At 64.0% G+C, this 18,964-nt stretch carries 19 protein-coding genes; 5 read left to right on the top strand and 14 right to left on the bottom strand.

Annotation, left to right across the window (positions count from 1 at the left end):
* Nucleotides 1-13: 13 nt before the first annotated feature.
* The 11 genes from motB to ACEN9T_RS08065 all read right to left on the bottom strand — a co-directional run bounded on the left by motB (nucleotide 14) and on the right by ACEN9T_RS08065 (nucleotide 10,774).
* Nucleotides 14-961 carry a flagellar motor protein MotB gene (gene motB, locus ACEN9T_RS08115; protein WP_413706055.1) on the bottom strand — a complete coding sequence of 316 codons (948 nt, stop codon included), beginning with the start codon at nucleotides 959-961 and terminating at the stop codon, nucleotides 14-16.
* A 79-nt stretch (nucleotides 962-1,040) separates the two neighbouring features.
* Nucleotides 1,041-1,901, bottom strand: a complete 861-nt coding sequence (gene motA, locus ACEN9T_RS08110) for a flagellar motor stator protein MotA (RefSeq protein WP_021192846.1) — start codon at nucleotides 1,899-1,901, stop codon at nucleotides 1,041-1,043.
* Nucleotides 1,902-2,447: 546 nt separating this feature from the next.
* The gene (flhC, locus tag ACEN9T_RS08105; RefSeq protein ID WP_092972206.1) at nucleotides 2,448-3,008 is read right to left on the bottom strand and encodes a flagellar transcriptional regulator FlhC; all 561 of its coding nucleotides are present in this window, start codon (nucleotides 3,006-3,008) and stop codon (nucleotides 2,448-2,450) included.
* A gap of 76 nt (nucleotides 3,009-3,084) precedes the next feature.
* Nucleotides 3,085-3,402, bottom strand: coding sequence for a flagellar transcriptional regulator FlhD (gene flhD, locus ACEN9T_RS08100; protein WP_004627783.1), 318 nt, complete (start codon nucleotides 3,400-3,402; stop codon nucleotides 3,085-3,087).
* 861 nt (nucleotides 3,403-4,263) lie between these two features.
* Entirely contained in the window at nucleotides 4,264-5,160 is an 897-nt protein-coding gene (locus tag ACEN9T_RS08095; RefSeq protein WP_413706054.1) for an SMP-30/gluconolactonase/LRE family protein, read from the bottom strand.
* A complete protein-coding gene (locus tag ACEN9T_RS08090; protein WP_413706053.1) occupies nucleotides 5,157-6,023 on the bottom strand; it encodes a citryl-CoA lyase in 867 nt (288 codons plus the stop codon). The genes ACEN9T_RS08095 and ACEN9T_RS08090 overlap by 4 nt, the downstream gene beginning before the upstream one ends.
* Before the next feature lie 2 nt (nucleotides 6,024-6,025).
* Nucleotides 6,026-7,213, bottom strand: a complete 1,188-nt coding sequence (locus ACEN9T_RS08085) for a CaiB/BaiF CoA transferase family protein (RefSeq protein ID WP_413706052.1) — start codon at nucleotides 7,211-7,213, stop codon at nucleotides 6,026-6,028.
* 71 nt (nucleotides 7,214-7,284) lie between these two features.
* Entirely contained in the window at nucleotides 7,285-8,079 is a 795-nt protein-coding gene (locus tag ACEN9T_RS08080) for an IclR family transcriptional regulator (RefSeq protein ID WP_009240454.1), read from the bottom strand.
* A 20-nt stretch (nucleotides 8,080-8,099) separates the two neighbouring features.
* Nucleotides 8,100-9,104: an ABC transporter substrate-binding protein gene (locus ACEN9T_RS08075; protein ID WP_413706051.1), complete on the bottom strand. Its 1,005-nt coding sequence runs from the start codon at nucleotides 9,102-9,104 to the stop codon at nucleotides 8,100-8,102.
* A gap of 34 nt (nucleotides 9,105-9,138) precedes the next feature.
* Nucleotides 9,139-9,969: an ABC transporter permease gene (locus ACEN9T_RS08070; protein WP_413706050.1), complete on the bottom strand. Its 831-nt coding sequence runs from the start codon at nucleotides 9,967-9,969 to the stop codon at nucleotides 9,139-9,141.
* Nucleotides 9,953-10,774 (bottom strand): ABC transporter ATP-binding protein, encoded by an 822-nt coding sequence (locus tag ACEN9T_RS08065; protein WP_413706049.1) that lies wholly within the window; start codon nucleotides 10,772-10,774, stop codon nucleotides 9,953-9,955. Before ACEN9T_RS08065 ends, ACEN9T_RS08070 begins: the two co-directional genes overlap by 17 nt.
* A gap of 260 nt (nucleotides 10,775-11,034) precedes the next feature.
* On the opposite strand from ACEN9T_RS08065, the gene ACEN9T_RS08060 reads away from it, so the two are divergent.
* Nucleotides 11,035-11,547 carry a FlxA-like family protein gene (locus ACEN9T_RS08060; RefSeq protein ID WP_092972213.1) on the top strand — a complete coding sequence of 171 codons (513 nt, stop codon included), beginning with the start codon at nucleotides 11,035-11,037 and terminating at the stop codon, nucleotides 11,545-11,547.
* Nucleotides 11,548-11,704: 157 nt separating this feature from the next.
* Entirely contained in the window at nucleotides 11,705-13,318 is a 1,614-nt protein-coding gene (locus tag ACEN9T_RS08055) for a hypothetical protein (RefSeq protein WP_092972214.1), read from the top strand.
* 21 nt (nucleotides 13,319-13,339) lie between these two features.
* Here the strand turns inward: ACEN9T_RS08055 and ACEN9T_RS08050 are convergent, their stop codons facing one another.
* Nucleotides 13,340-14,047 carry a GNAT family N-acetyltransferase gene (locus ACEN9T_RS08050; protein ID WP_413706048.1) on the bottom strand — a complete coding sequence of 236 codons (708 nt, stop codon included), beginning with the start codon at nucleotides 14,045-14,047 and terminating at the stop codon, nucleotides 13,340-13,342.
* A gap of 288 nt (nucleotides 14,048-14,335) precedes the next feature.
* Here ACEN9T_RS08050 and ACEN9T_RS08045 point away from each other — a divergent pair, with 288 nt between their 5' ends.
* Nucleotides 14,336-15,019 (top strand): hypothetical protein, encoded by a 684-nt coding sequence (locus tag ACEN9T_RS08045; RefSeq protein WP_092972216.1) that lies wholly within the window; start codon nucleotides 14,336-14,338, stop codon nucleotides 15,017-15,019.
* Between the two features lie 419 nt (nucleotides 15,020-15,438).
* On the opposite strand, the gene ACEN9T_RS08040 is transcribed toward ACEN9T_RS08045, so the two are convergent.
* Nucleotides 15,439-15,993 carry an NADPH-dependent FMN reductase gene (locus ACEN9T_RS08040; RefSeq protein WP_413706047.1) on the bottom strand — a complete coding sequence of 185 codons (555 nt, stop codon included), beginning with the start codon at nucleotides 15,991-15,993 and terminating at the stop codon, nucleotides 15,439-15,441.
* Nucleotides 15,994-16,036: 43 nt separating this feature from the next.
* The gene (locus ACEN9T_RS08035) at nucleotides 16,037-17,254 is read right to left on the bottom strand and encodes a cation:proton antiporter (RefSeq protein WP_081785357.1); all 1,218 of its coding nucleotides are present in this window, start codon (nucleotides 17,252-17,254) and stop codon (nucleotides 16,037-16,039) included.
* A gap of 244 nt (nucleotides 17,255-17,498) precedes the next feature.
* Between ACEN9T_RS08035 and ACEN9T_RS08030 the strand changes: the two genes are divergently transcribed.
* The gene (locus ACEN9T_RS08030; RefSeq protein WP_413706046.1) at nucleotides 17,499-18,260 is read left to right on the top strand and encodes a CoA transferase subunit A; all 762 of its coding nucleotides are present in this window, start codon (nucleotides 17,499-17,501) and stop codon (nucleotides 18,258-18,260) included.
* A 28-nt stretch (nucleotides 18,261-18,288) separates the two neighbouring features.
* Nucleotides 18,289-18,963, top strand: a complete 675-nt coding sequence (locus ACEN9T_RS08025; RefSeq protein WP_413706045.1) for a 3-oxoacid CoA-transferase subunit B — start codon at nucleotides 18,289-18,291, stop codon at nucleotides 18,961-18,963.
* The last annotated feature ends 1 nt before the right edge of the window (nucleotide 18,964 follow it).

Genomic DNA, 18,964 nt, shown 5'->3' with positions numbered 1-18,964 from the left:
CCCTCGGCGCTCTTTATGGCTTGGCCGCAGTCACCGCGTCTGCCACGCCCGTGGCACGTGCGGCGGCGTCGGTCAGCGTGTCTTTGCCGTCATTGCGCAGGTCGGCCACCGGCTCGACCCCACCCGAGCGCACGGCTTCAGCAGCGCGTGCGTTGAGCACGACGATGCTGATGCGGCGGTTGATCGGGTTGTAGATGTTGGCCTTGTCCAGCGGCACCGATGCCTCCAGACCCACCACGCGGCTGACCTTTTCGGGCTTCATGCCGCCGGCCACCAGCTCGCGCCGCGATGCGTTGGCGCGGTCGGCCGACAGTTCCCAGTTGCTGTAGCCGTGCTGCGTGGCGTATTGCGTGGCGTCGGTGTGGCCGGACAGGCTGATCGGGTTGGGCACGTCGTTCAGCGCTGAGCCCAGCTCGCGCAGGATGGTGCGCATGTACGGCTGCACCTCGGCGCTGGCGTTGGCAAACATCGGGCGGTTCTGCTGGTCAACGATCTGGATGCGCAGGCCTTCGGTGGTCATGTCGATCAGCAACTGGTGCTTGAACTGGCTCATCACCGGGTTCGTCTCGACCATCTCGGCAATCTTCTGCTTGAGCTTGTTCAGCGCCGCATCGTCCGACTCATCGCGGATATTGCGCTGGCGCTGCACGGTCGGGCTCGGGCTCGGATTCGGCTGCGGCACGTTCTGCTTGAGGGAAGGGCTGCCCTGCAGGATGCTCGACTGGTCGCCCGAACCGGCACCGCCAAACAGCGCCACCTTCAGCGGCGTGCGGAAATACGTTTCGACCGACGACAACTCGGCCTTGGTCACCGAGCTGAGCAGCCACATCAGCAGGAAGAACGCCATCATGGCGGTCACGAAATCGGCGTAGGCGATCTTCCACGCGCCACCGTGGTGGCCGTGTCCGCCTTTCTTGTTGCGCCGAATGACAATGAAGGTCGGCGTGCTGGACTTGCTCATGGTCCGTTCCCGTCGGTGTGTGCTGCGTCGTTAATGGCTTGGCTCGTTGGCCGCGCTCTGTGTCATATGGGGTTCAGCGCTACGCTGTCTTGGCGCCACGGACGTGGTCTTCCAGCTCGGCAAAGGACGGGCGCTCGGTCGAGAACAGCACCTTGCGGCCGAACTCCACGGCAATCGCCGGGGCGTAGCCGTTCATGCTGGCCAGCAGCGTCACCTTGATGCACTGGAACAACTTGGTCGATTCTTCAGCGCGCTGCTCCAGCAGCGAACCCAGGGGCCCGATGAAGCCGTACGCCAGCAAAATGCCGAGGAACGTACCGACCAGCGCGGACGCGATCAGCTTGCCCAGCTCTGCCGGCGGCAGGCCGACCGAGCCCATGGTGTGCACCACGCCCATCACAGCGGCCACGATGCCGAAGGCCGGCATGGCGTCGCCAACTTTGGTGATGATGCGAGCGGGTTGTTCGGCTTCGTGGTGGTGGGTGTCGATTTCCTGATCCATCAGCGCTTCGATCTGGAACGGATTCAGGTTGCCGCCCACCATCAGGCGCAGGTAATCGCAGATGAAATCCAGCGCGTGGTGATCTGCCTGGATGGCGGGGTAATTGGCGAACAGCGCGCTTTCGTGCGGGGATTCGATGTCGGCTTCAATCGACATCATCCCTTCGCGGCGGATCTTGGACAGCACCACGTACAGCAGCGCCATCACTTCCATATAGAGGGCCTTGGTGTACTTAGAGCCCTTGAACAGGCCGGGCAACGCCTTGACGGTGGCGTTGATGGCCTTTTTGTCGTTGCCGACCACGAAGGCGCCAATGCCGGCGCCGAAGATGATCAGCAGTTCGGTCGGCTGAAACAAGGGCCCGAGGTGTCCTCCGGCCAGCATGTAGCCGCCGAACACCGACGCGAGAATCACGATGTAACCGATGGCAACTAACACGGGGCGAACTCCTGAATGGGCGATCCTTCGATCAATACAAGAGGGAATAACGGCATCCCCCCGGTTAACTGAAGGCTTGAGCGCCTGGTTTTGCTGCTGCGCGGCGCTTGGAAAACCCTGCCGCCGCGCCCTTCTCCACCAAGAACGGCAACAAAACGGGCGGCTTGAGCACCACCTGGCCCAAAGAGGGCTTCCCCCTAGGCCGATCCAAAGAAAAAGGGACGGAAATCGCTTTCCGCCCCTACTTTTCGCCCTTCTTCCTTCTTCTTTTTACGCGCGGCGGCAAAAAAAATGCCGGTCCGCAGTTGCCTGCGACCGGCCTACCCCCTTCCCCTTTTGTCCTGCCTGAGCCCCTGTGCTTTTCCTGCTCTGTGTTCCTTGCTCTTTTGTTCTTTGTATTGTTATGTGCCGATCTGGCCGGCTATTCGGCTATTCCCGTATTTCCCGTACTGCTACCCGTATTTCCCGTCCGCCCTTTTTTGACCATCCCCCGGCGGTTCTGCAAGTCCCGTGTTCCCGTATTCCCGCGTTCCTGCAATGCCGTTATCAGGCGTCGACCGTCTTTTCTGCGATCGCATCAACCGGAGCAGCGACGCGCTTTTTCTTTCCTGCGCGTGACGGCGGCTGGCACACACCGCACACAAAATCATGGTGCAGGTCGTCTGCGTGGGCCACGAAATGGCCGGTGCAGCGCTTGCACTTCACGGTGTGCAGCATCTTCCCCTCGAAGAACTTGAGCATCATCCACGCGCGGGTGATCGAGAGCACCTCTTCCTGTTCGTGGACGTGAATATGTTCCTGGTACAGCTTGTAGGCCGAGATCAGGCGGCGCACACCAGTGCTGCGGCTGTTCTCGCCCAGAAAACGGTAGATGTTCAGGAAGATCGACGAATGGATGTTCGGCGACCACGTCAGGAACCAATCTGCCGAGAAGGGCAGCATGCCCTTGGGCGGCGATTCCCCACGAATTTCCTTGTACAGCTTGACCAGACGCTCACGGCTGAGCGTGGTTTCTTGTTCCAGCAATTGCAGACGCGCACCGAGCGAAATCAATTCCGCTGCGAGGTGGATCTGCTGAACTTCGTTCATGACGCTGGTGTGACGCATGGCACTGCTCCCGCTACGCTTGCTACTCATCCAAAGTGCAATCTCTGAACCCGGCGGAAAACCCGCCGCAAATGGCTCAGCTGATCTGCTCAACCGCCTGACGTGCCAGCAGGATCGACATTTGCGATTGCTGCAGGCCCTTGTCACGGTGCGGCTGGGTCACCAGACCCAGGATGGCGTGATCGTCGAAGCGGAAGCGGCACAGCATCATGTTCGTGCTGGCCAGCTTGACGATCTGCGCGGGCGACATCGTCAGCAGGATGTCAGCCAGTTCTTCAGAGATGCCGAGGCGAAACAGTGCGGCATCCCGGTCCTTGGCCAGCATCTGCTGGGCAAGCATCAAGTAGGTGAGATTCAGCTCGCTGATCTCGGAAACAATGTCTTGCGTGTCCATGTATGTCCCGTCGTGTGCAGTAAAAGTACAACCTGCATCCGATCTCGCATGGTGATGTCCGGTTGGCGCTATTTTTTTGCGCCTACCCTCGCCGGGCTGTTCACCAATCCCCACAGATCGGATGTTCCTGCAGTCGGCGCCGTTGCCGGCACTTCCTGCTCCTTCTTACTCACGTCGCTAAAGACATGGCGAAGTTGTTTTCTGTTGAACACATTGTGGGTTTACGTCCGGGGTAAGTAAAGAAGGGGGGACCCCTACGTCGGAGGGGTGAGGTAGTCCGTTCTCTTGTAGGCAATCTTCTTACAAATCTGTTAATAAACGTTGCAAATGAAGCCTTTGCCGACGCAACAGCCCTGGGTGGACGATGCGCTAAAGCGGGTGTTTGACACGTATTTACCCCAATGAATGGCGAAAGATAGCAATTAAATTGCCTAAAGTTGTCAGAAATCGACAAGGAAGACGTCGCACTTCTGCGACTGTGAGCATCGGATGCCGGGTTAACCGCTTGTAGGACACTTCTGACCCACTCCTACACGCCGTGTAGGACAGTTCCGACTGGCTTTCGACCGATTTTGTAGGAGCACTCCTACAGTCGAAAGGCGATTTTGTAGGACAGCTCCTACCCGTTTGTTTATCTAAAGCAGACACGTCTTCTTAATCGATACAAAAATGGAGAGGAAGACCCACTTGCCTGGGTGGGAGAGGACGGACCACGCACTTCGTTTGGTGCGGCGCCACAAAAAGTGCCGCATGGTCGTCTGCAGAAAGAAAAAACGGGGGAATTTTGATGATCTGGCAGCCGCCGCTCTTGTAGGACAGCTGTAGGACAACGTGAGCTGCGCCAACAGCCCACGCGCGTCGTCAGTCGTGGTGCGGCGGGGTCCAGCGGGCGCGCAATACGGTGCCCGTGGCGGATTCGGTGATGACGAGCGATTGTCCGTCGGGTGTGAGTGCAACGTTGGTGGTGGTGCGCCCCCGGCACGACGCGATACGCGCCAGTGGTTCGCCATGCGGCGAAACGACAAATACCGCGCCCAGCGAGGCATGCGCGACGAACAGGTGGCCGGTGGCGTCCATCGCCATGCCGTCGGGGCCGCTGGTGCCGTAAAACTGCGCGAAGCGGCCAACCTTGCTCGTGCTGCCGTCACCGAGCAGCGGCAGACGCCAGACGGCGTTGTCGCGCGTCATGGCGACGAACAGCGCGGATTCGTCTGGTGTCAGCACCAGACCGTTCGGGCTCGGACCATTGGCGAGCAGGCAATCGAGGCGGCCATCCGAGCGCAGGCGATACACGCGGCCGGTCGGGTCGTGCAGGCCGGTCTGGCCTTGGTCGGTGAAATACACATCGCCGTTGCGGGCGACGATCAGGTCGTTGGGGCCTTTGAAGCGCTCGCTGTTGCGACGAGTCAGGAACGGCGTGACCACGCCCGTCGCGGGGTCCAGCGACAGCAACCCATTCTTATAGTCCGCAATCAGCAGCGTGCCGTCGTGGCGCAGCGCCAGGCCGTTCGGTTCGCCGTCGTATTCCGCCACCACATCCCAATCGCCCTGCGCTGAGACACGCAGGATGCGGCCATGCGGAATATCCACCAGCCACAGATTGCCGTGCGCATCCCAGCACGGGCCTTCCAGAAAGCAATCGACCGGCGCGCCGCCTTTGTTTGCGCGGGACCATTCGGTCGGCACCGCGCGACGCAACGCGCCCGGCATCTCCGCAAAGACGGTGGTTTCGATGATCGGCCAGTTGAAATACGTCATGGCGCGGCGGCCGATTCAGGCTGAGTCAGATGCCGCGTGGCGTGGCCGGTATAGCGGTACGGCAATTGGCGCGGCATCGGGCCCTTGTTGCGCTCGCTGCGGCCGCTTTGCTCCCAGGCGTGCGCCAGGATGCCGACGGCACGCGACAGGCAGAACACGCCGCGCGCCAGCGGCGCCGCAAAACCCAGTTCCGCATAGATCACGGCCGTGGCGCCGTCGATGTTCATCGGAATCGGCTTGCCCTTGCGGCCGGAGAGCAGTGCTTCGATGGCGCGGCCGATGGCGGCATACCGCCCGCCGACCACACCGTCCTGCGCAGCCTCGTCCACCAGCGCGAGCAGGCGCCCTGCGCGTGGATCGACCGGGTGGAAGCGATGCCCGAAGCCCGGTAGGTACTTGCCATGCGCAGCGATAAACGCGTCGACGCCAGCCGCCGTGGCAGCCTCGAGTGAGGCGCCGTCAAACATGCGCGCCTCGATATCGAGGAACAGCTCGACGGCCTGCTGCCCCGCCCCGCCGTGCACGTCGTCCAGCGCGTTCAACGCAGACGCCATCGCGCCATTGAGCGGCAAGCCACAGCTCGTCGCCATCTTGGCAATCGCAATGGATGGCGCATGCGGGCCGTGGTCGACCGACGCCACCAGCGCCGCTTCCAGCAAGGCCGCCTGCCGCTTGGCCGGCAATTCGCCGCGCAGCATCAGCCAGATCATTTCGGCAAAGCCGATCTGGCCGATCAGCTCCTGGATCGGGTAGCCGCGTACGTGGATGCGGCCGGGTTCGATGTCGATGATGTCGGTGCGCCAGTAATCGGCAGCGAGGCCGGCGGCAGAATCGATTGCGTTGGGGGCAGATGCGGTCGTCATGATCAGATGGCGCCTTCAGCGCGCAAGGCTTCGATTTGGTCGTGGCGGTAACCGAGCCTGGCAAGCCAGTCGTCGGTATGGGCGGAGAGCGATGGCGCCGGTGTCTGCGGGCACGGATCTTCGCCCGAGAGGCGGAAGCCCCCGCGCGTCACGTGCTGCCCGGCCTCCGGGAACGAGGTGACGAAGCCGCGGCCCGTCACCTGTTCGTGCGCCAGCACGCCAGGCACGTCGAGCACCAGCCCGGCCGGCACGCCGGCTTCGATCAGCAGAGGCTCCCATTCGGCGGCCGGGCGCGCGGCCAATGCCGCTTCCAGCGCGTCGTTGAGTTGCTGGCGATGTTCCTTGCGTGCATGGCGCTCGGCAAAGCGCGGGTCGGTGGCCAGTTCCGGATGCCCCACCACGCGGCACAGCGCGGCAAACTGCTTGTCTTCGTTGGCGGCGATGTTGATCAGCCCATCGCCCGTGGTGAATGTGCCCGACGGTGCGGCGGTGAAATTCTGGTTGCCCATCGGCTGTGGCGTGACGCCGGCGTTCAGATAGTTGGAGACAACCCAGCCCATGGTGGCGAGCGTCGATTCCAGCATCGACACGTCCACCATGCAGCCCTGCCCCGTGCGCTGCGCGCCGAGCAGGCATGCGGTGACGGCCAGCGCCGCCGTGATGCCGCCCACCGTGTCGCTGATCGGGTAACCGACGCGCAGCGGCGCGGATGCGTCGTCGCCGGTGACGCTCATCACGCCGGAAATGCCCTGGATGATCTGGTCGTATGCGGGTCTGCCGCTGAGCGGGCCGTCCTTGCCGAAGCCCGAGATGGCGCAGTAGACGAGACGCGGATTGACCTCGCGCAGCACGTCGTAGCCGAGTTCCAGGCGGTCCATCACGCCGGGGCGGTAGTTCTCGATCAGCGCGTCGGCCTGCGCCACCAGCTTGAGCAGGATCGCGCGCCCCTCGGGGTGCTTCAGGTTGACGGTGACGGACTGCTTGCCCGCATTGACGGCGACGAACGAGGCGCCCATCTTGCGGCGCGCCTGCTCAGGATCGGCGCCCAGACGGCGGGCGAGATCGCCATTGCCCGGCACCTCGATCTTGATGACTTCAGCGCCCAGCAAACCCAGCTGATAGCCGCAGAACGGCCCGGCCAGCACGTTCGACAAGTCGAGCACGCGCAAACCCGCGAGAGGCAAAGCCATGAAAACAACTCCTGCTACACAGTCGGCTCCGCCCCTCGCCCCGCTCAGGAGGTTGGGCGTCTTGGCGGAGCCTAGGTTTTAGAGATCAATTGGGCAGCGAGACGCAGCGGCGCGGGGTCGCCACCCAGCGTGGACGTGATTTGCGCGGCGTGCTCCAGCACCGGCACGCGCCACGATTGCAGCAGCGCCCCGTCGATGCGCGAGGCCGGACCGGCAAGGCACAGCGCACCTCGCAGCGCCTGCTGCACACCAAACACCGGCACCGACAGACCCACCGTTTCCCGGTCGCGTTCGCCAATCGACACGTAATAGTGATCGCGCCGGATCGCGTCGTACGTGGCGCCTTGCATGCCAGAGAACGCGCACAGCACGCGCCCGCCCGAACCGCGCTCCAGCGGCAGCACGTCGCCCTCGCGCACGTGATCGCGGATCGAATGGTTCGAATCCACGCGGTGCAGGCACACACGCACATCGCGCTCGCGGATGTAGAGCGACACCGCCTCGCCCGTGGCTTCAGCCAGCGCGCGCATGTGCGGCAGTACCACGTCGCCCAGACGCATGCTGCGCTGGTAGAGCGCGCCGAGCATCAACGGCGCGGCACCAATCTGGTAGCGGCCGTCTTCCAGGCGAAACAGCATGCGGTGCTGGATGAGCGAGCCGGCCAGCCGCAGGATCGTGCTTTTGTAGAGCCCCGTGCGCGCGGCCAGCTCGGCCAGCGTCAGCGCGTAATCGCCGGGGCGGAACGCAAACAGGATCGAAAACGCGCGGTCCAGCGCGGCCACACCCGACTGCCCCGGCGTGGCGGCATCGCCCTCATTGGCGGCGGGCGTGATCTCGTTCTGGGTGGTTTGGCGCTCTGCGGTCATGGCGGGTTGGGCGAGACGGTTCACTTGACCGTCTTCAATGCTTGGTCGACGAAGCGGTTAGTGTACGTTTTACTCAGGTCGATCTTGGCGTTGCGGATCTGTTCGTCGTAGCTGGAAAGCACCGTCAACGCCACCTTGGCATCGGCATCCGTCATCAGGCCGTCCTTGGAGAAGATCGGCTTGGAGTGGCGCAGCGCATCGACAAACACGTCGCGCCCACCCACCTGCTGCTCCTTGGGCATCTTGTCGGCAATGGCCTCGGGCGTACTGGCGTCGATCCATTTGAGCGTGCGGATGAAGGCGTTCACCAGCCGCTGCACGGTCTCGGGATTCTTCGTCATGAAGTCGCGCGTCACGTAGAGCGTGGCCGTCGGGTAGCGGCCGCCGAACACCGCGCTGGAGCCGGCATCGGTGCGCGTATCCACCAGGAACTTGGCGGCGCGGCGCTTCTCCAGCAGGCTCGCCACGGGGTCGAAGTTGACGAGCGCGTCGATCTCCTTGCGATCGAGCGCCACCATGCCCGGCGCGCCCGACCCCACGGCGATGTACGACACATCGTTGACTTGCAGACCGTTCTTGATGGCGTAGTAACGCGCAAACAGGTCGGTGGACGAACCCGGCGCGGTGATGCCGATCTTCTTGCCCTTCAGATCCTTGCCGCTCTTGATATCCAGGTCGGGCCGCACCGCCAGCACAATGCCGGGCGTGGTGTTGAGCAACGCCACCGACACAATGTCCTTGCCCTGCGCTTGGATATGGATGGTGTGGTCATAGAAGCCCACCACCGCATCGGTCGAACCGGCAATCAGGGCCTGCAGGGCCTTGCTGCCGCCAGCCTGGAAGTTCTCCACCTTCACGTTGAGCCCTTCCTTCTGGAAGTTGCCCAGCGACTGCGTGAGCGGCACCGGCATGTAGTTCAGGATCATCGAGCCGACCGACAGACTCACATCCTTCTTCTCCGGCTCGGCGGCGTTGCCTGCGGTACAGACGGCCGCACACAACAGGGCCGAAATCCATCGCTTCATGGTTGTCTCCATCATCGTTATTGGTATCCGGGGGTCAGGCGCCGGTCTCGGGATCAACCTTCGGACGCCACACCAGCAACTTGCCCTCAAGCGCATCGACGCTGCGGTCCAGCGCAATCACGAAGGCCGACAGCACGACGATCCCCGAGAACACGCCGGTGGCATCGAACACGCCTTCGGCCTGCGCAATCAGGTGGCCCAGGCCGGCCGACGAACCGAGGTACTCAGCCACGATTGCGCCCATCACGGCCATGCCGACGGAAGCGCGCAGGCTGGAGAGAATCCAGCTCGTGGCAGATGGCACATACACATGGCGCAGCAGGCTGATGCGGCTGGCCTTGAGCAGGCGCGCGTTGGCCAGGATGACGGGGTTCACCTCGCGCACGCCCTGGTACGTATTGAAGAACGTGATGAACAGCACCATCGTCGCGCCCAGCGCCACCTTGGAGGTCAGCCCCAGCCCGAACCACATCACGAAGATGGGCGCGAGCAGAATGCGCGGGATCGCGTTGAAGACCTTGATGAACGGGTCGAGCACCTCCGCCGCGAGCCTGGACAAGCCAAGCCACAACCCCAGACTGATGCCGAGCAGCGTGCCGATGCCGAACGAGAGAATCGTCTCGACCAGCGTGATGGCAAGGTGCGTATAGATATCGCCGCCGGTGAACCATTCCCAGATGCGCGCGACGATGGACGAGGGCATCGAGAAATAGAATGGGTCCACCACGCCTGCGCGGCCCAGGCCTTCCCACGAGCCGAACATCAACGCCACCACGGCCAGCTGAAACAGGCGGATCTTGGTCTTGTGCGCGAGACCGGCGCGCGGCGTGCCCACGGCGGGCATCGTATTAGTGCTGGACGGCATGGCTCTTCTCCACTTCGGTGCCGAGGATCGACCAGATCTCGCGATACAGGCGGATGAACGCGTCGGACATGTTGATTTCAGACACGTTGCGCGGGCGCGGCAGCGTGATTTCCACATCGCCAACCGGATGGCTGGCAGGCCCGGCGGACATGACGACCACGCGGTCGGCCAGGGCAATGGCCTCTTCCAGGTCGTGCGTGATGAACAGCAGCGATTTGCGGTCTTCCTGCCAGAGGCGCAGCAACTCGCTCTGCATGAGATGGCGCGTGTGCACGTCCAGCGCCGAGAACGGCTCGTCCATCAGCACGATCTTGGGCGAGAGGATCAGCGTCTGCGCCATGCTGATGCGCTTCTTCTGCCCGCCCGAGAGCTGATGCGGATACCGCGACTCGAAGCCGGCCAGGCCGACCTTCTTCATCCACGGACGGGCGCGCTCGCGGGCCTCGTCCACCGGCACGCCCTGGAACACCAACCCCAGAGCGACGTTGTCCAGCGCCGTCTTCCAGGGCAGCAGCGAGTCCTGCTGCATCATGAAACCGGCACTGCCGTTCAGCCCGGTCAGCGGTTCACCAAACACAGTGACGGTGCCTCCAGCCGGCTTGAGCAGCCCGGTCACGGCGTTGAGCAACGTGCTCTTGCCGCAACCCGTCGGGCCCACCACAGCCACGAATTCGCCTTCCCCAATCGACAGGTCAACGCCTTGCACCGCCGTGAAGCTGCCGAACCGCACCGAAACCTGATTGAGCTGAACCGCCGGCAACCCGGCGTGGAGTCGGCCACTGGCGGCCGGAAGGGAAGAAAGCATGGGCGTCTCCTTGAACGCGCCTGATTCGATGCGTTCTGTTTGATGGAATTTAGTTCTATTTTATAGACCATCAACATCGGAGTTAACGGGCGTAAACCCGTAAACAGTGGGGCACCGTCCGAAATTGCTCACCATCATGCCAGGACAACACCTCAATTTGTTCTTTCTGAAGAAATTACGTTCTTATAGACAGAACTATAAGAAACGTACATTTGGGAGAATTGTTGGTACGAACGCTAAAGTTTTCCGCCTGCCATCCGATGAAGGGCGTACTGATCAGCGAGATGGCCATGCAACTTTCCTCCCCTTCCGTTTCTACTGCGACCGCCGGCGCATCAGGCAGCGGAAGCAGTTCGTCCAGTGACATCGAGCGCCTGCAGCGCCAGCTCAAGAACCTGCAGAAGTCGATGCAGGATCTGCCCGCGCAGAATCTGCCGCCGGATCAGGCACGCGAGCAGGCACAGTTGCTCAGCCAGCAGATTCAGATCGTGCAGGCGCAGATCGCCCGCCTTCAGGCGCAGAACGGCCTGGAGCAAGCAGAAACCCGGTTGGAAAACCGGCACAACGCATCTAAAAGCGCTTCCGGCACAGGCAATACCGACGCGGCCGCCAAGGCCCGCACGACGGACAAGGTGACCGGCTCGTCCACGGCGAGCGATGCCCGTCTGCACGCCCGCGAAGCTACGCAGGCACAGTCCGCGCAGTCAGCCCATCCCGCCAGCGCTGAGGCCATCACGCCGGCCAAGCCACCGCTGGTTTCGGTCAGGGCCTGAGCGGCAGCAACGCGGCGGCCGCTTTACCTTGATGGCGCCCACCGCCGATGCCTGACCACCTCCTTCCTCACCCCCTCCCATCGGGGGGACGCCAGCGTGCGGTGCCGACAGCGACAATCGCCGCGCCGCCTTCCTGTGTGCGGCATCGAGAACACGCATGACCTCCGCCGCCAGCGACGCCCTGCCCCCGACCGCCCCCGCCGATCCGCATCCGGCGCGCACGCCTTCGCGCAATTTCTTTGCACGCCACTGGCGCGGTGATTACAGCCTCGCCCGCTCGTATTGGTTGCATACCGCGCTGATGCAATTTGGCGTGGTGGCGCTCAGCGCCGGTGTCACGCATGCGCTGGCACATAACGCACCGGCGCGCGCGGCATCAGCGGCGCTGCTCGTGATTTACGTGATGGGATTGGCCCTGTGGATCTGGGCGGTGGTGGGCACCTGGCGCTCCGCCGACCGCGAGCAAGCGCGCAATCGGCTTACCGGCATGTCAAACCTGTGGCCGCTGATCGCCAAGGTGATGATCGTGCTGGGCGCTGTCGGCACCAGCTCGCGCGTGATCAACGATGGGCCGCGCCTGGGCGCGCATCTGCGCACCGCGCTGGGTGAGCAAGCGGCGTCGCCGTTTACGGTGATGCCGCAACGCGATGGGCGCGCCATCCTCTTCAATGGCGGTATGAACGACGGCGCCGCCGATGCGCTGGAAGCCGCGCTGCGCAAGGCGCCAAACGCCGTAGCCGTGGTGCTGCGCTCCGAAGGCGGGTGGCTGCGCGAAGGGACGCTGGTGGCAGATGTCATCCGCCGCCACCATCTGCGCACATATGTTGAGCGCACCTGCGCATCAGCTTGCACGATCGCCTTCCTCGCAGGCGCTGACCGCGCCGCCGCACCGGCTGCACGCATCGGCTTCCACCGCCCGCGCGCGGTTGGCGCCGATCACGACCAGACCCCCGGCGCCACCGACAGCGAACTCTGGCGTGCATATGCAGACGCGGGCCTGCCCGATGCCTTCGTGCGCCGCGTGCAGGACACACCGTTCGACCAGATGTGGTTTCCCACCGCGCAAGAGCTGCTGACGGGCCACGTCGTCACGCGCGCATCGCCCGGTGGCGAATACGCAACCATGGCCACGCAGTTGAATACCCGCGAAGCTTTGGCGGCCGAACTGCGCAGCGCCCCGCTGTATGCAACGCTGGAACGCAAGTACCCCGCGCACTTCAGCCGCCTGATCGACACGCTGTGGCCAGAACTGCAGCGCAACGTTACGGATGCGCGGGCGGTGACGCTGCTGCGCGAGCAGACGGGCAAGCTGTACCGCGCGCTGATCCCGACTGCACCCAACGCGCTGCTCTTTGCCAACGCGCAACTCACGCTTGAACAGGCCCAGGCACTGCAGCGCATGAGCCCGGAAGCCTGCGTGGCCTATCTGGACGGCACGTCCGGGGCAAGCGCCGCGGCCGCACGATTGCCGCGCACGCTCGTCACCCGCGAACAGGCCCTGTTCTCAGACCTGATGCAGGCGGCCGACCCAGACCACGCGCCGGTTGTCACACGCGCACAAACCCTGCCGGTGCTGCAATTGGCCGTGGCCGCCCTTCCGCTCAATGAACAGCGCGTGCTGACCGTGCCCGCACTACGCCACTCCGCGCCGCCCGCCGAACGGTGCCAGGCGCTGATCGGCTTCTCCCGCTCGATCCTGGCCCTGCCGGAAACCGAACGCGCGCTGGCGTTGCGCGGCATGTATGCCGATACGTCCGCGCCCGATTCGTAGCAAGACGCTTCAGGCTGAACTTCAGGCTGACCGCAACGCGGCCAGCGACGCCCGCTGGCGCCCCTCTTCATCAAAGTTGTCCGGCGACAGCCATTGCTCGAATGCGGCTCTCACCTGCGGCCAATCCGCATCGATGATGGAGAACCACGCGGTATCGCGGCTGCGGCCCTTGTAGACCACCGCCTGGCGAAAAATGCCTTCGAACTGGAAGCCCAACCGTTGCGCAGTCTGCCGCGATGGCGCGTTCAGGCTGTCGCACTTCCACTCGTAGCGCCGGTAGCCGAGGTCTTCAAAGACGTGCTTCATCAGCAGGAATTGCGCTTCGGTCGATGCCGGTGTCCGTTGCAGCAACGGCGAGAACGTCACCGCCCCAACTTCCACCACGCCGTGATCAGGCGTGATGCGCATCAGCGCCAACGTGCCGACCGGGCGATCGGTGCGCGCATCGATCACCGCGTATTGCAGCGGATCGCGCTTCGCCGCAATGCGCTCGATATAGGCGCGGTGTGCCGCCATATCGGCGAACGGGCCTTCCACCATGTACGTCCAGACGCGGTCGTCCTGCGCCTGGCTGAACGCTTCGAACAGCGCGTCGGCGTGGCGCGCAGCGTCAAGCGGCTCCAGCCGGCAGTAGCGCCCGGCGAGCGGCGCGTGCGGCGGCAGCGGCCGGGCCGTCCAGCCGGACAGCGGCGCACCAATGGGTTGCTGATAAGCGTTGAGCGTGGGCATGCGTGAAATCTGAGTCGAGAACAGCAAGGAGCCTTCACCCTACAGAACTTCGTGGCTCCATGAAAAGAGCCACGGAAGCACACATGGATAGAGCCACATCAACACCCTACGCCCGGATTAAACCGTTCGATGCCCCGCCACACGCCGATAGCGCAGGTGCGCGCAAATCGATATGTTGGCGGCGGGGGGAGACGGCGCCACGAATAGGCGCGGGCATAGGCATTGCTGTGCAGGGGTATGCACGCGTCCTCGGAATCGTCCGCCATCTTTTCTGCCAGGAGCCCGCGAGTGGCGCCGTTCATTACAGAGTGGTATTGCCGCTGGGGCCGCTGCGTCCAATACGCATGCGCGGCCGCATGGATCGCCTTTGTCGGCATGGCGCCATGGAGCCCGGCCCGGGCGGCGCCCAGGTTCGCCTACCCCATCACGCAGCGCATTGACGCCGGCGCGAGTCTCGCCCTTCCGCGCACGTGGGGCCCATTGCGGCTGAACACCGATACGCCCATCCCTTCCGTTGCGGCGACCATCAACTCGCCCTTTGGCCCATCGCGGCTGGTATTTGCGCAGCAGACCGTCGCGCCGGAGAGCTTCGCGCTGGTGACGGTACGCAAATCCGATTTCGACAAAGGCACGCCCGATTACCTGGAAAGCCTGCGCTCGCGCGATCTGGCAATTCTGCTCAACCACATGGAATCGCGCGTGCATGGCGATCGCCCAGCCTGGGCTGCCCGCCTCTTGCGCGGCAAGGCACCCACGCAGCAGGTGCTGGCCGGGCGCCGGGTAATTTACTGGGAAGGCGAATGGAGCACTTCAACGGCGCGAACGGTCGTCGTTCGCGGGTATGCGTTCTTCGGCAACGGCGCGGTCTACCTGCTTCGCATATTCGGCACCGCCGGGCACAACAGCCCCGCTGAGTTTGCCGAAGAGGCACGTTTTGCCGATTTGGTCGCTGCGACCTTTCGCGCAAAGTAGCCGTTGGAGTCGTCGACGGGCAGATTGTTGCGGCGCAACAACACGCGTGGCGCGCGTGCCGGCCCTGGCACGCAAGCGCCGGCCTGTCCACGCAAGCTCTGAAATTTGTTGTTACTCTTGGAACAGTCTGTTCACTCGTACTTGTATTGTTCTTCCGCATTGCAACACCTACACTTCGTGACAGTTGTTCAGACATCGATTGCCTGGACAAGCAATGCAAGTGTTGTAAGGAGAACAATGATGAAATGGTTGGATATTGGCGCCGTCATGGCCGCCTGGATTGCGAGCTGCGTTGCAGCCGGCTGGCTCATCAGCGCCGCCGCCTTCCTGGCTTAACGCCCTCAATTGCCCTAAAAGGCAAAACGGCCGAGCGGGACCCCCTCCCCGCCCGGCCATGAATACCCCAGTTGATCGATCCGTCAGGCTCGTTTCTGACCTGCCCACTGAACGAATCGGTCGACAAACCCCTGCAAGAACTGGCGCGTCCGCGCATCCGTCACCCCGCCCTGGGCATCAAAGGGCTCCCCCGCAAAGTGGAAGAACACCTCCGGCAACGGCAAGACCTTCACGCCGACCGCCGCGAGCACATTGCGCAATTGCGCTTGCGACAGCGCCGTGCCGATCGCGCCCGGCGATGCGCCCGCAATGCCCGCCGGTTTGCCGCCCCACACGCTTTGGCCGTACGGCCTCGAACCCCAGTCAATCGCATTCTTCAGCACGCCCGGTATGCCGCGGTTGTATTCCGGCGTGACGAATAACAGGGCATCCGCGCCCGCCACCGCCGCCTTGAAGCGCTGTACCGGCTCGGGCAGGCTCGCGTCCAGATCCTGGTTGTAGAGCGGCAGCTCGCCAATTTCGATGAACTGCGCCGTCGCCCCCGACGGCAGCAAGCCCGCCAGCGCCTGCGCCAGCTGGCGGTTGAACGACGCCTTGCGCAGGCTGCCGACGATCACTCCGATAGTCAGATTGCTCATGAATGCTCCTTGCGTGCACAACAGTTCGGGATGGCGCTGACGCTCAATCGGCCGTCGCCGGCTCCGGGGCCACCTCGCGTTTGAGGCGGTTGATCAGGGCAAACATCAGCGGGTTCAGCAGAATCGACAAGATCGCCGCCGACAACAACAGCCCCCGCGCGCGGTCGGGCAGGATTTCCAGGCTGATCCCCAGCCCGATCAGGATGAACGAAAACTCGCCGATCTGCGCGAGGCTGGCGGAAATCGTGAGCGCCGTGCGGTTACCGTGGCCAAACGCGCGCACCACCGCAAACGCCGCCAGCGACTTGCCCACCACCACGATCAGCACCGTGCCCAGCACAGCCCAGGGGTCTTCGATCAGCACCCTCGGGTCGAACAACATGCCCACCGACACGAAGAACAGCACCGCAAACGCGTCGCGCAGCGGCAGCGATTCTTCCGCCGCGCGCTGGCTGAATTCGGACTCGGCCAGCACCATCCCCGCAAAGAACGCGCCGAGCGCGAACGACACGCCAAACAGCACCGTCGCGCCATAGGCGACGCCCAGCGCCGTGGCGAGCACACCGAGGCGGAACAGCTCGCGGCTGCCCGTCATGACGATGCGCTCGAGCATCCACGGGATCACGCGGCGGCCCACCACCAGCATCAGCGCGGCAAACGCCACCACCTTCGAAAGCGTGACGGCCAGCACCTTGACGATGTCCCACGTGCTGACCGCCGTGCTGCCAGCACCGCCCAGCGCCCCCGCCAAGGCCGGCAGCAGCACGAGGGTCACCACCATCACGAGGTCTTCCACGATCAGCCAGCCGACGGCGATGTGGCCTTCGTGCGAGTTGTCGATACCGCGATCTTCCAGCGCCTTGAGCAGCACCACTGTGCTCGCCACCGATAGCGCCAGGCCGAATACCAGCCCCGGCCCCCAATCCCACCCGAGCAGCCACGCCAGCCCCATGCCCATGAGCGTGGCGAGCGCAATCTGGCCGATGGCACCCGGAATGGCGATGGCCTTCACCGCCAGCAGCTCCTTCATCGAGAAGTGCAGCCCCACGCCGAACATCAGGAGGATCACGCCCAGCTCGGCCAGTTGCGGCGCAAGGCTTTGATCGGCCACGAAACCGGGCGTGAACGGCCCGGCCACCACGCCCGCCATGAGATAGCCGACCAGCGGCGGCAGACGCAGGCGCTGCGCGATGGTGCCGAAGATGAAGGCCAGCACGATGCCACCGATGATGGTGGAGATAAGCGGAGTGTCTACGTGCATGCGGTCCTGGAATTGGAATGGGGCCGGTTCAAAGACGGAGGGGCGGAAAAGCTAGGCGGGGGCCGGGCACGGCCCTTGTGCGACAACCGCGGCGCGGATTTGTTCACGTTGCGTCACAACTATAAGGATTGCCCTTTGCGAAACCTTACGAAGCAAATGTCATGCAGAAGACATCGCGCCAAAAACACCGCTCCTACACTGCGCCGCAGACCGCTCGCTCAGGGCGGCCCCAAGGAGACGACACATGCGCTACGCCAACAAAGTCCTTTCCGTGGACGAGGCCATCGCCCACGTCCGCAACGGCAGCCGCCTGATGCTGGGCGAATTCGTGGGCGCCGGCGAGCCGGCCTGCTGCATCGAGGCGCTGCTCGCCAGCAGCGTCGGGCAACTCACGCTCATCACCAACACGCCGGGGCTGCGTGGCGGCTTTCTCAAGGCACGGTTGTTCAGCTCCGGCCAACTGGTCGAGTTCATCGGCACGCACGTCGGCACGACGGACGAATCGACGCAGGCTTACCTGACCGACGCTGTGCGCGTGGCCGAGTTCTTCCCGATGGGCACCTGGGCCGAAAAAGTGCGCGCGGGTGCGCTGGGCCTGGGCGGCGCGCTCGTGCCGGTGGGCGTGGGCATCCTTGACCAGCCCGGAATGTTTCCCAAGCGGGGGGCGCCCAAGCCGACGCTCACCGTAGACGGCATGACGTGCTTCGTCGAGCCGCCCCTGCGCGCCGACGTGTCGATCATCAAGGGCTGGCGCGCCGATACCTTCGGCAACGTGGAGTTTCGCGGCACGGCACTGCAGAACCAGCGCGACATCGCCATGGCCGGCGACTACACCATCGTCGAGGTGAACGAGATCGTGGAGGTGGGCACGATCCCGCCCGAGCGCGTCGGTTGCCCCGGCGTGTTCGTCAACGCGGTGGTGCAAGGGCTGTCGCTGGACGACCAGCACGCGCTGTACAGGCACCACTGGACGAAGCTCGGCCGCCTGCCCGCTGCCGAAGCGTGATCGCCCGACCCACAACGAGGAGACCGCCATGCAAGCCCTGCCCGAAACGCCCAAGCAACGCATTGCCGCCCGCTGCGCGCTGGAACTGCGCGCCGGCGAAGTCGTCAACCTTGGCCTGGGCATCCCCACGCTCACGGCCAACTACCTGGACGCCAATGCCGGCGTCATCTTCCATACCGAAAACGGCGCCTTCGGCTTTGGCGGACGCCCGCCGCTGGACGCCCTCGACAGCGACTTCACCAACGCCGGTTGCGAACCCATCACCCTGCTGCCGGGCGCAGCGCTCATGGACCTCGCCACGTCGCTGGGTGCAATGCGCAACGGCTACATCGACGTGACGATCCTCGGCGCGTTGCAAGTGGATGCGCTGGGCAACCTCGCCAACTGGGCGTGCGATCGCAACGGCAAATGGTGGCCCGGCATCGGCGGGGCGATGGACCTCTGCTACGGCACGCGCAAGGTGATTGCCGCGCTGGCGCACACCGACAAACACGGCAACTCCAAGATCCTGCCGCGCTGCACGCTGCCGCTCACAGGCCAAGGCTGCGTGAAAGTCATCGTCACCGAGCACGCCGTCTTCGACGTGACCGACGCGGGGCTCGTGCTGCGTGAAATCCTCTCGCATGCGACACTCGACGACATTCGCGCCATGACGGCAGCGCCCTTCACGCTGGCGCCGCTGCTACAGATGCGCGCCGCCTGAG

Source organism: Ralstonia sp. Ralssp110 (assembly GCF_047325135.1).
Lineage (GTDB): Bacteria > Pseudomonadota > Gammaproteobacteria > Burkholderiales > Burkholderiaceae > Ralstonia > Ralstonia mojiangensis.
Note: the sequence above shows the minus strand (reverse complement) of the source record. Positions and strands in the feature narration are given on the sequence as shown.

What these genes read in the sequence shown, in the direction of transcription:
- motB (WP_413706055.1), bottom strand. Translation starts at nt 961, where the DNA reads ATGAGCAAGTCCAGCACGCCGACCTTCATTGTCATTCGGCGCAACAAG.
- flhC (WP_092972206.1), bottom strand. Translation starts at nt 3,008, where the DNA reads ATGCGTCACACCAGCGTCATGAACGAAGTTCAGCAGATCCACCTCGCA.
- flhD (WP_004627783.1), bottom strand. Translation starts at nt 3,402, where the DNA reads ATGGACACGCAAGACATTGTTTCCGAGATCAGCGAGCTGAATCTCACC.
- ACEN9T_RS08095 (WP_413706054.1), bottom strand. Translation starts at nt 5,160, where the DNA reads ATGACGTATTTCAACTGGCCGATCATCGAAACCACCGTCTTTGCGGAG.
- ACEN9T_RS08090 (WP_413706053.1), bottom strand. Translation starts at nt 6,023, where the DNA reads ATGACGACCGCATCTGCCCCCAACGCAATCGATTCTGCCGCCGGCCTC.
- ACEN9T_RS08085 (WP_413706052.1), bottom strand. Translation starts at nt 7,213, where the DNA reads ATGGCTTTGCCTCTCGCGGGTTTGCGCGTGCTCGACTTGTCGAACGTG.
- ACEN9T_RS08080 (WP_009240454.1), bottom strand. Translation starts at nt 8,079, where the DNA reads ATGACCGCAGAGCGCCAAACCACCCAGAACGAGATCACGCCCGCCGCC.
- ACEN9T_RS08075 (WP_413706051.1), bottom strand. Translation starts at nt 9,104, where the DNA reads ATGAAGCGATGGATTTCGGCCCTGTTGTGTGCGGCCGTCTGTACCGCA.
- ACEN9T_RS08070 (WP_413706050.1), bottom strand. Translation starts at nt 9,969, where the DNA reads ATGCCGTCCAGCACTAATACGATGCCCGCCGTGGGCACGCCGCGCGCC.
- ACEN9T_RS08065 (WP_413706049.1), bottom strand. Translation starts at nt 10,774, where the DNA reads ATGCTTTCTTCCCTTCCGGCCGCCAGTGGCCGACTCCACGCCGGGTTG.
- ACEN9T_RS08060 (WP_092972213.1), top strand. Translation starts at nt 11,035, where the DNA reads ATGAAGGGCGTACTGATCAGCGAGATGGCCATGCAACTTTCCTCCCCT.
- ACEN9T_RS08055 (WP_092972214.1), top strand. Translation starts at nt 11,705, where the DNA reads ATGACCTCCGCCGCCAGCGACGCCCTGCCCCCGACCGCCCCCGCCGAT.
- ACEN9T_RS08050 (WP_413706048.1), bottom strand. Translation starts at nt 14,047, where the DNA reads ATGCCCACGCTCAACGCTTATCAGCAACCCATTGGTGCGCCGCTGTCC.
- ACEN9T_RS08040 (WP_413706047.1), bottom strand. Translation starts at nt 15,993, where the DNA reads ATGAGCAATCTGACTATCGGAGTGATCGTCGGCAGCCTGCGCAAGGCG.
- ACEN9T_RS08035 (WP_081785357.1), bottom strand. Translation starts at nt 17,254, where the DNA reads ATGCACGTAGACACTCCGCTTATCTCCACCATCATCGGTGGCATCGTG.
- ACEN9T_RS08030 (WP_413706046.1), top strand. Translation starts at nt 17,499, where the DNA reads ATGCGCTACGCCAACAAAGTCCTTTCCGTGGACGAGGCCATCGCCCAC.
- ACEN9T_RS08025 (WP_413706045.1), top strand. Translation starts at nt 18,289, where the DNA reads ATGCAAGCCCTGCCCGAAACGCCCAAGCAACGCATTGCCGCCCGCTGC.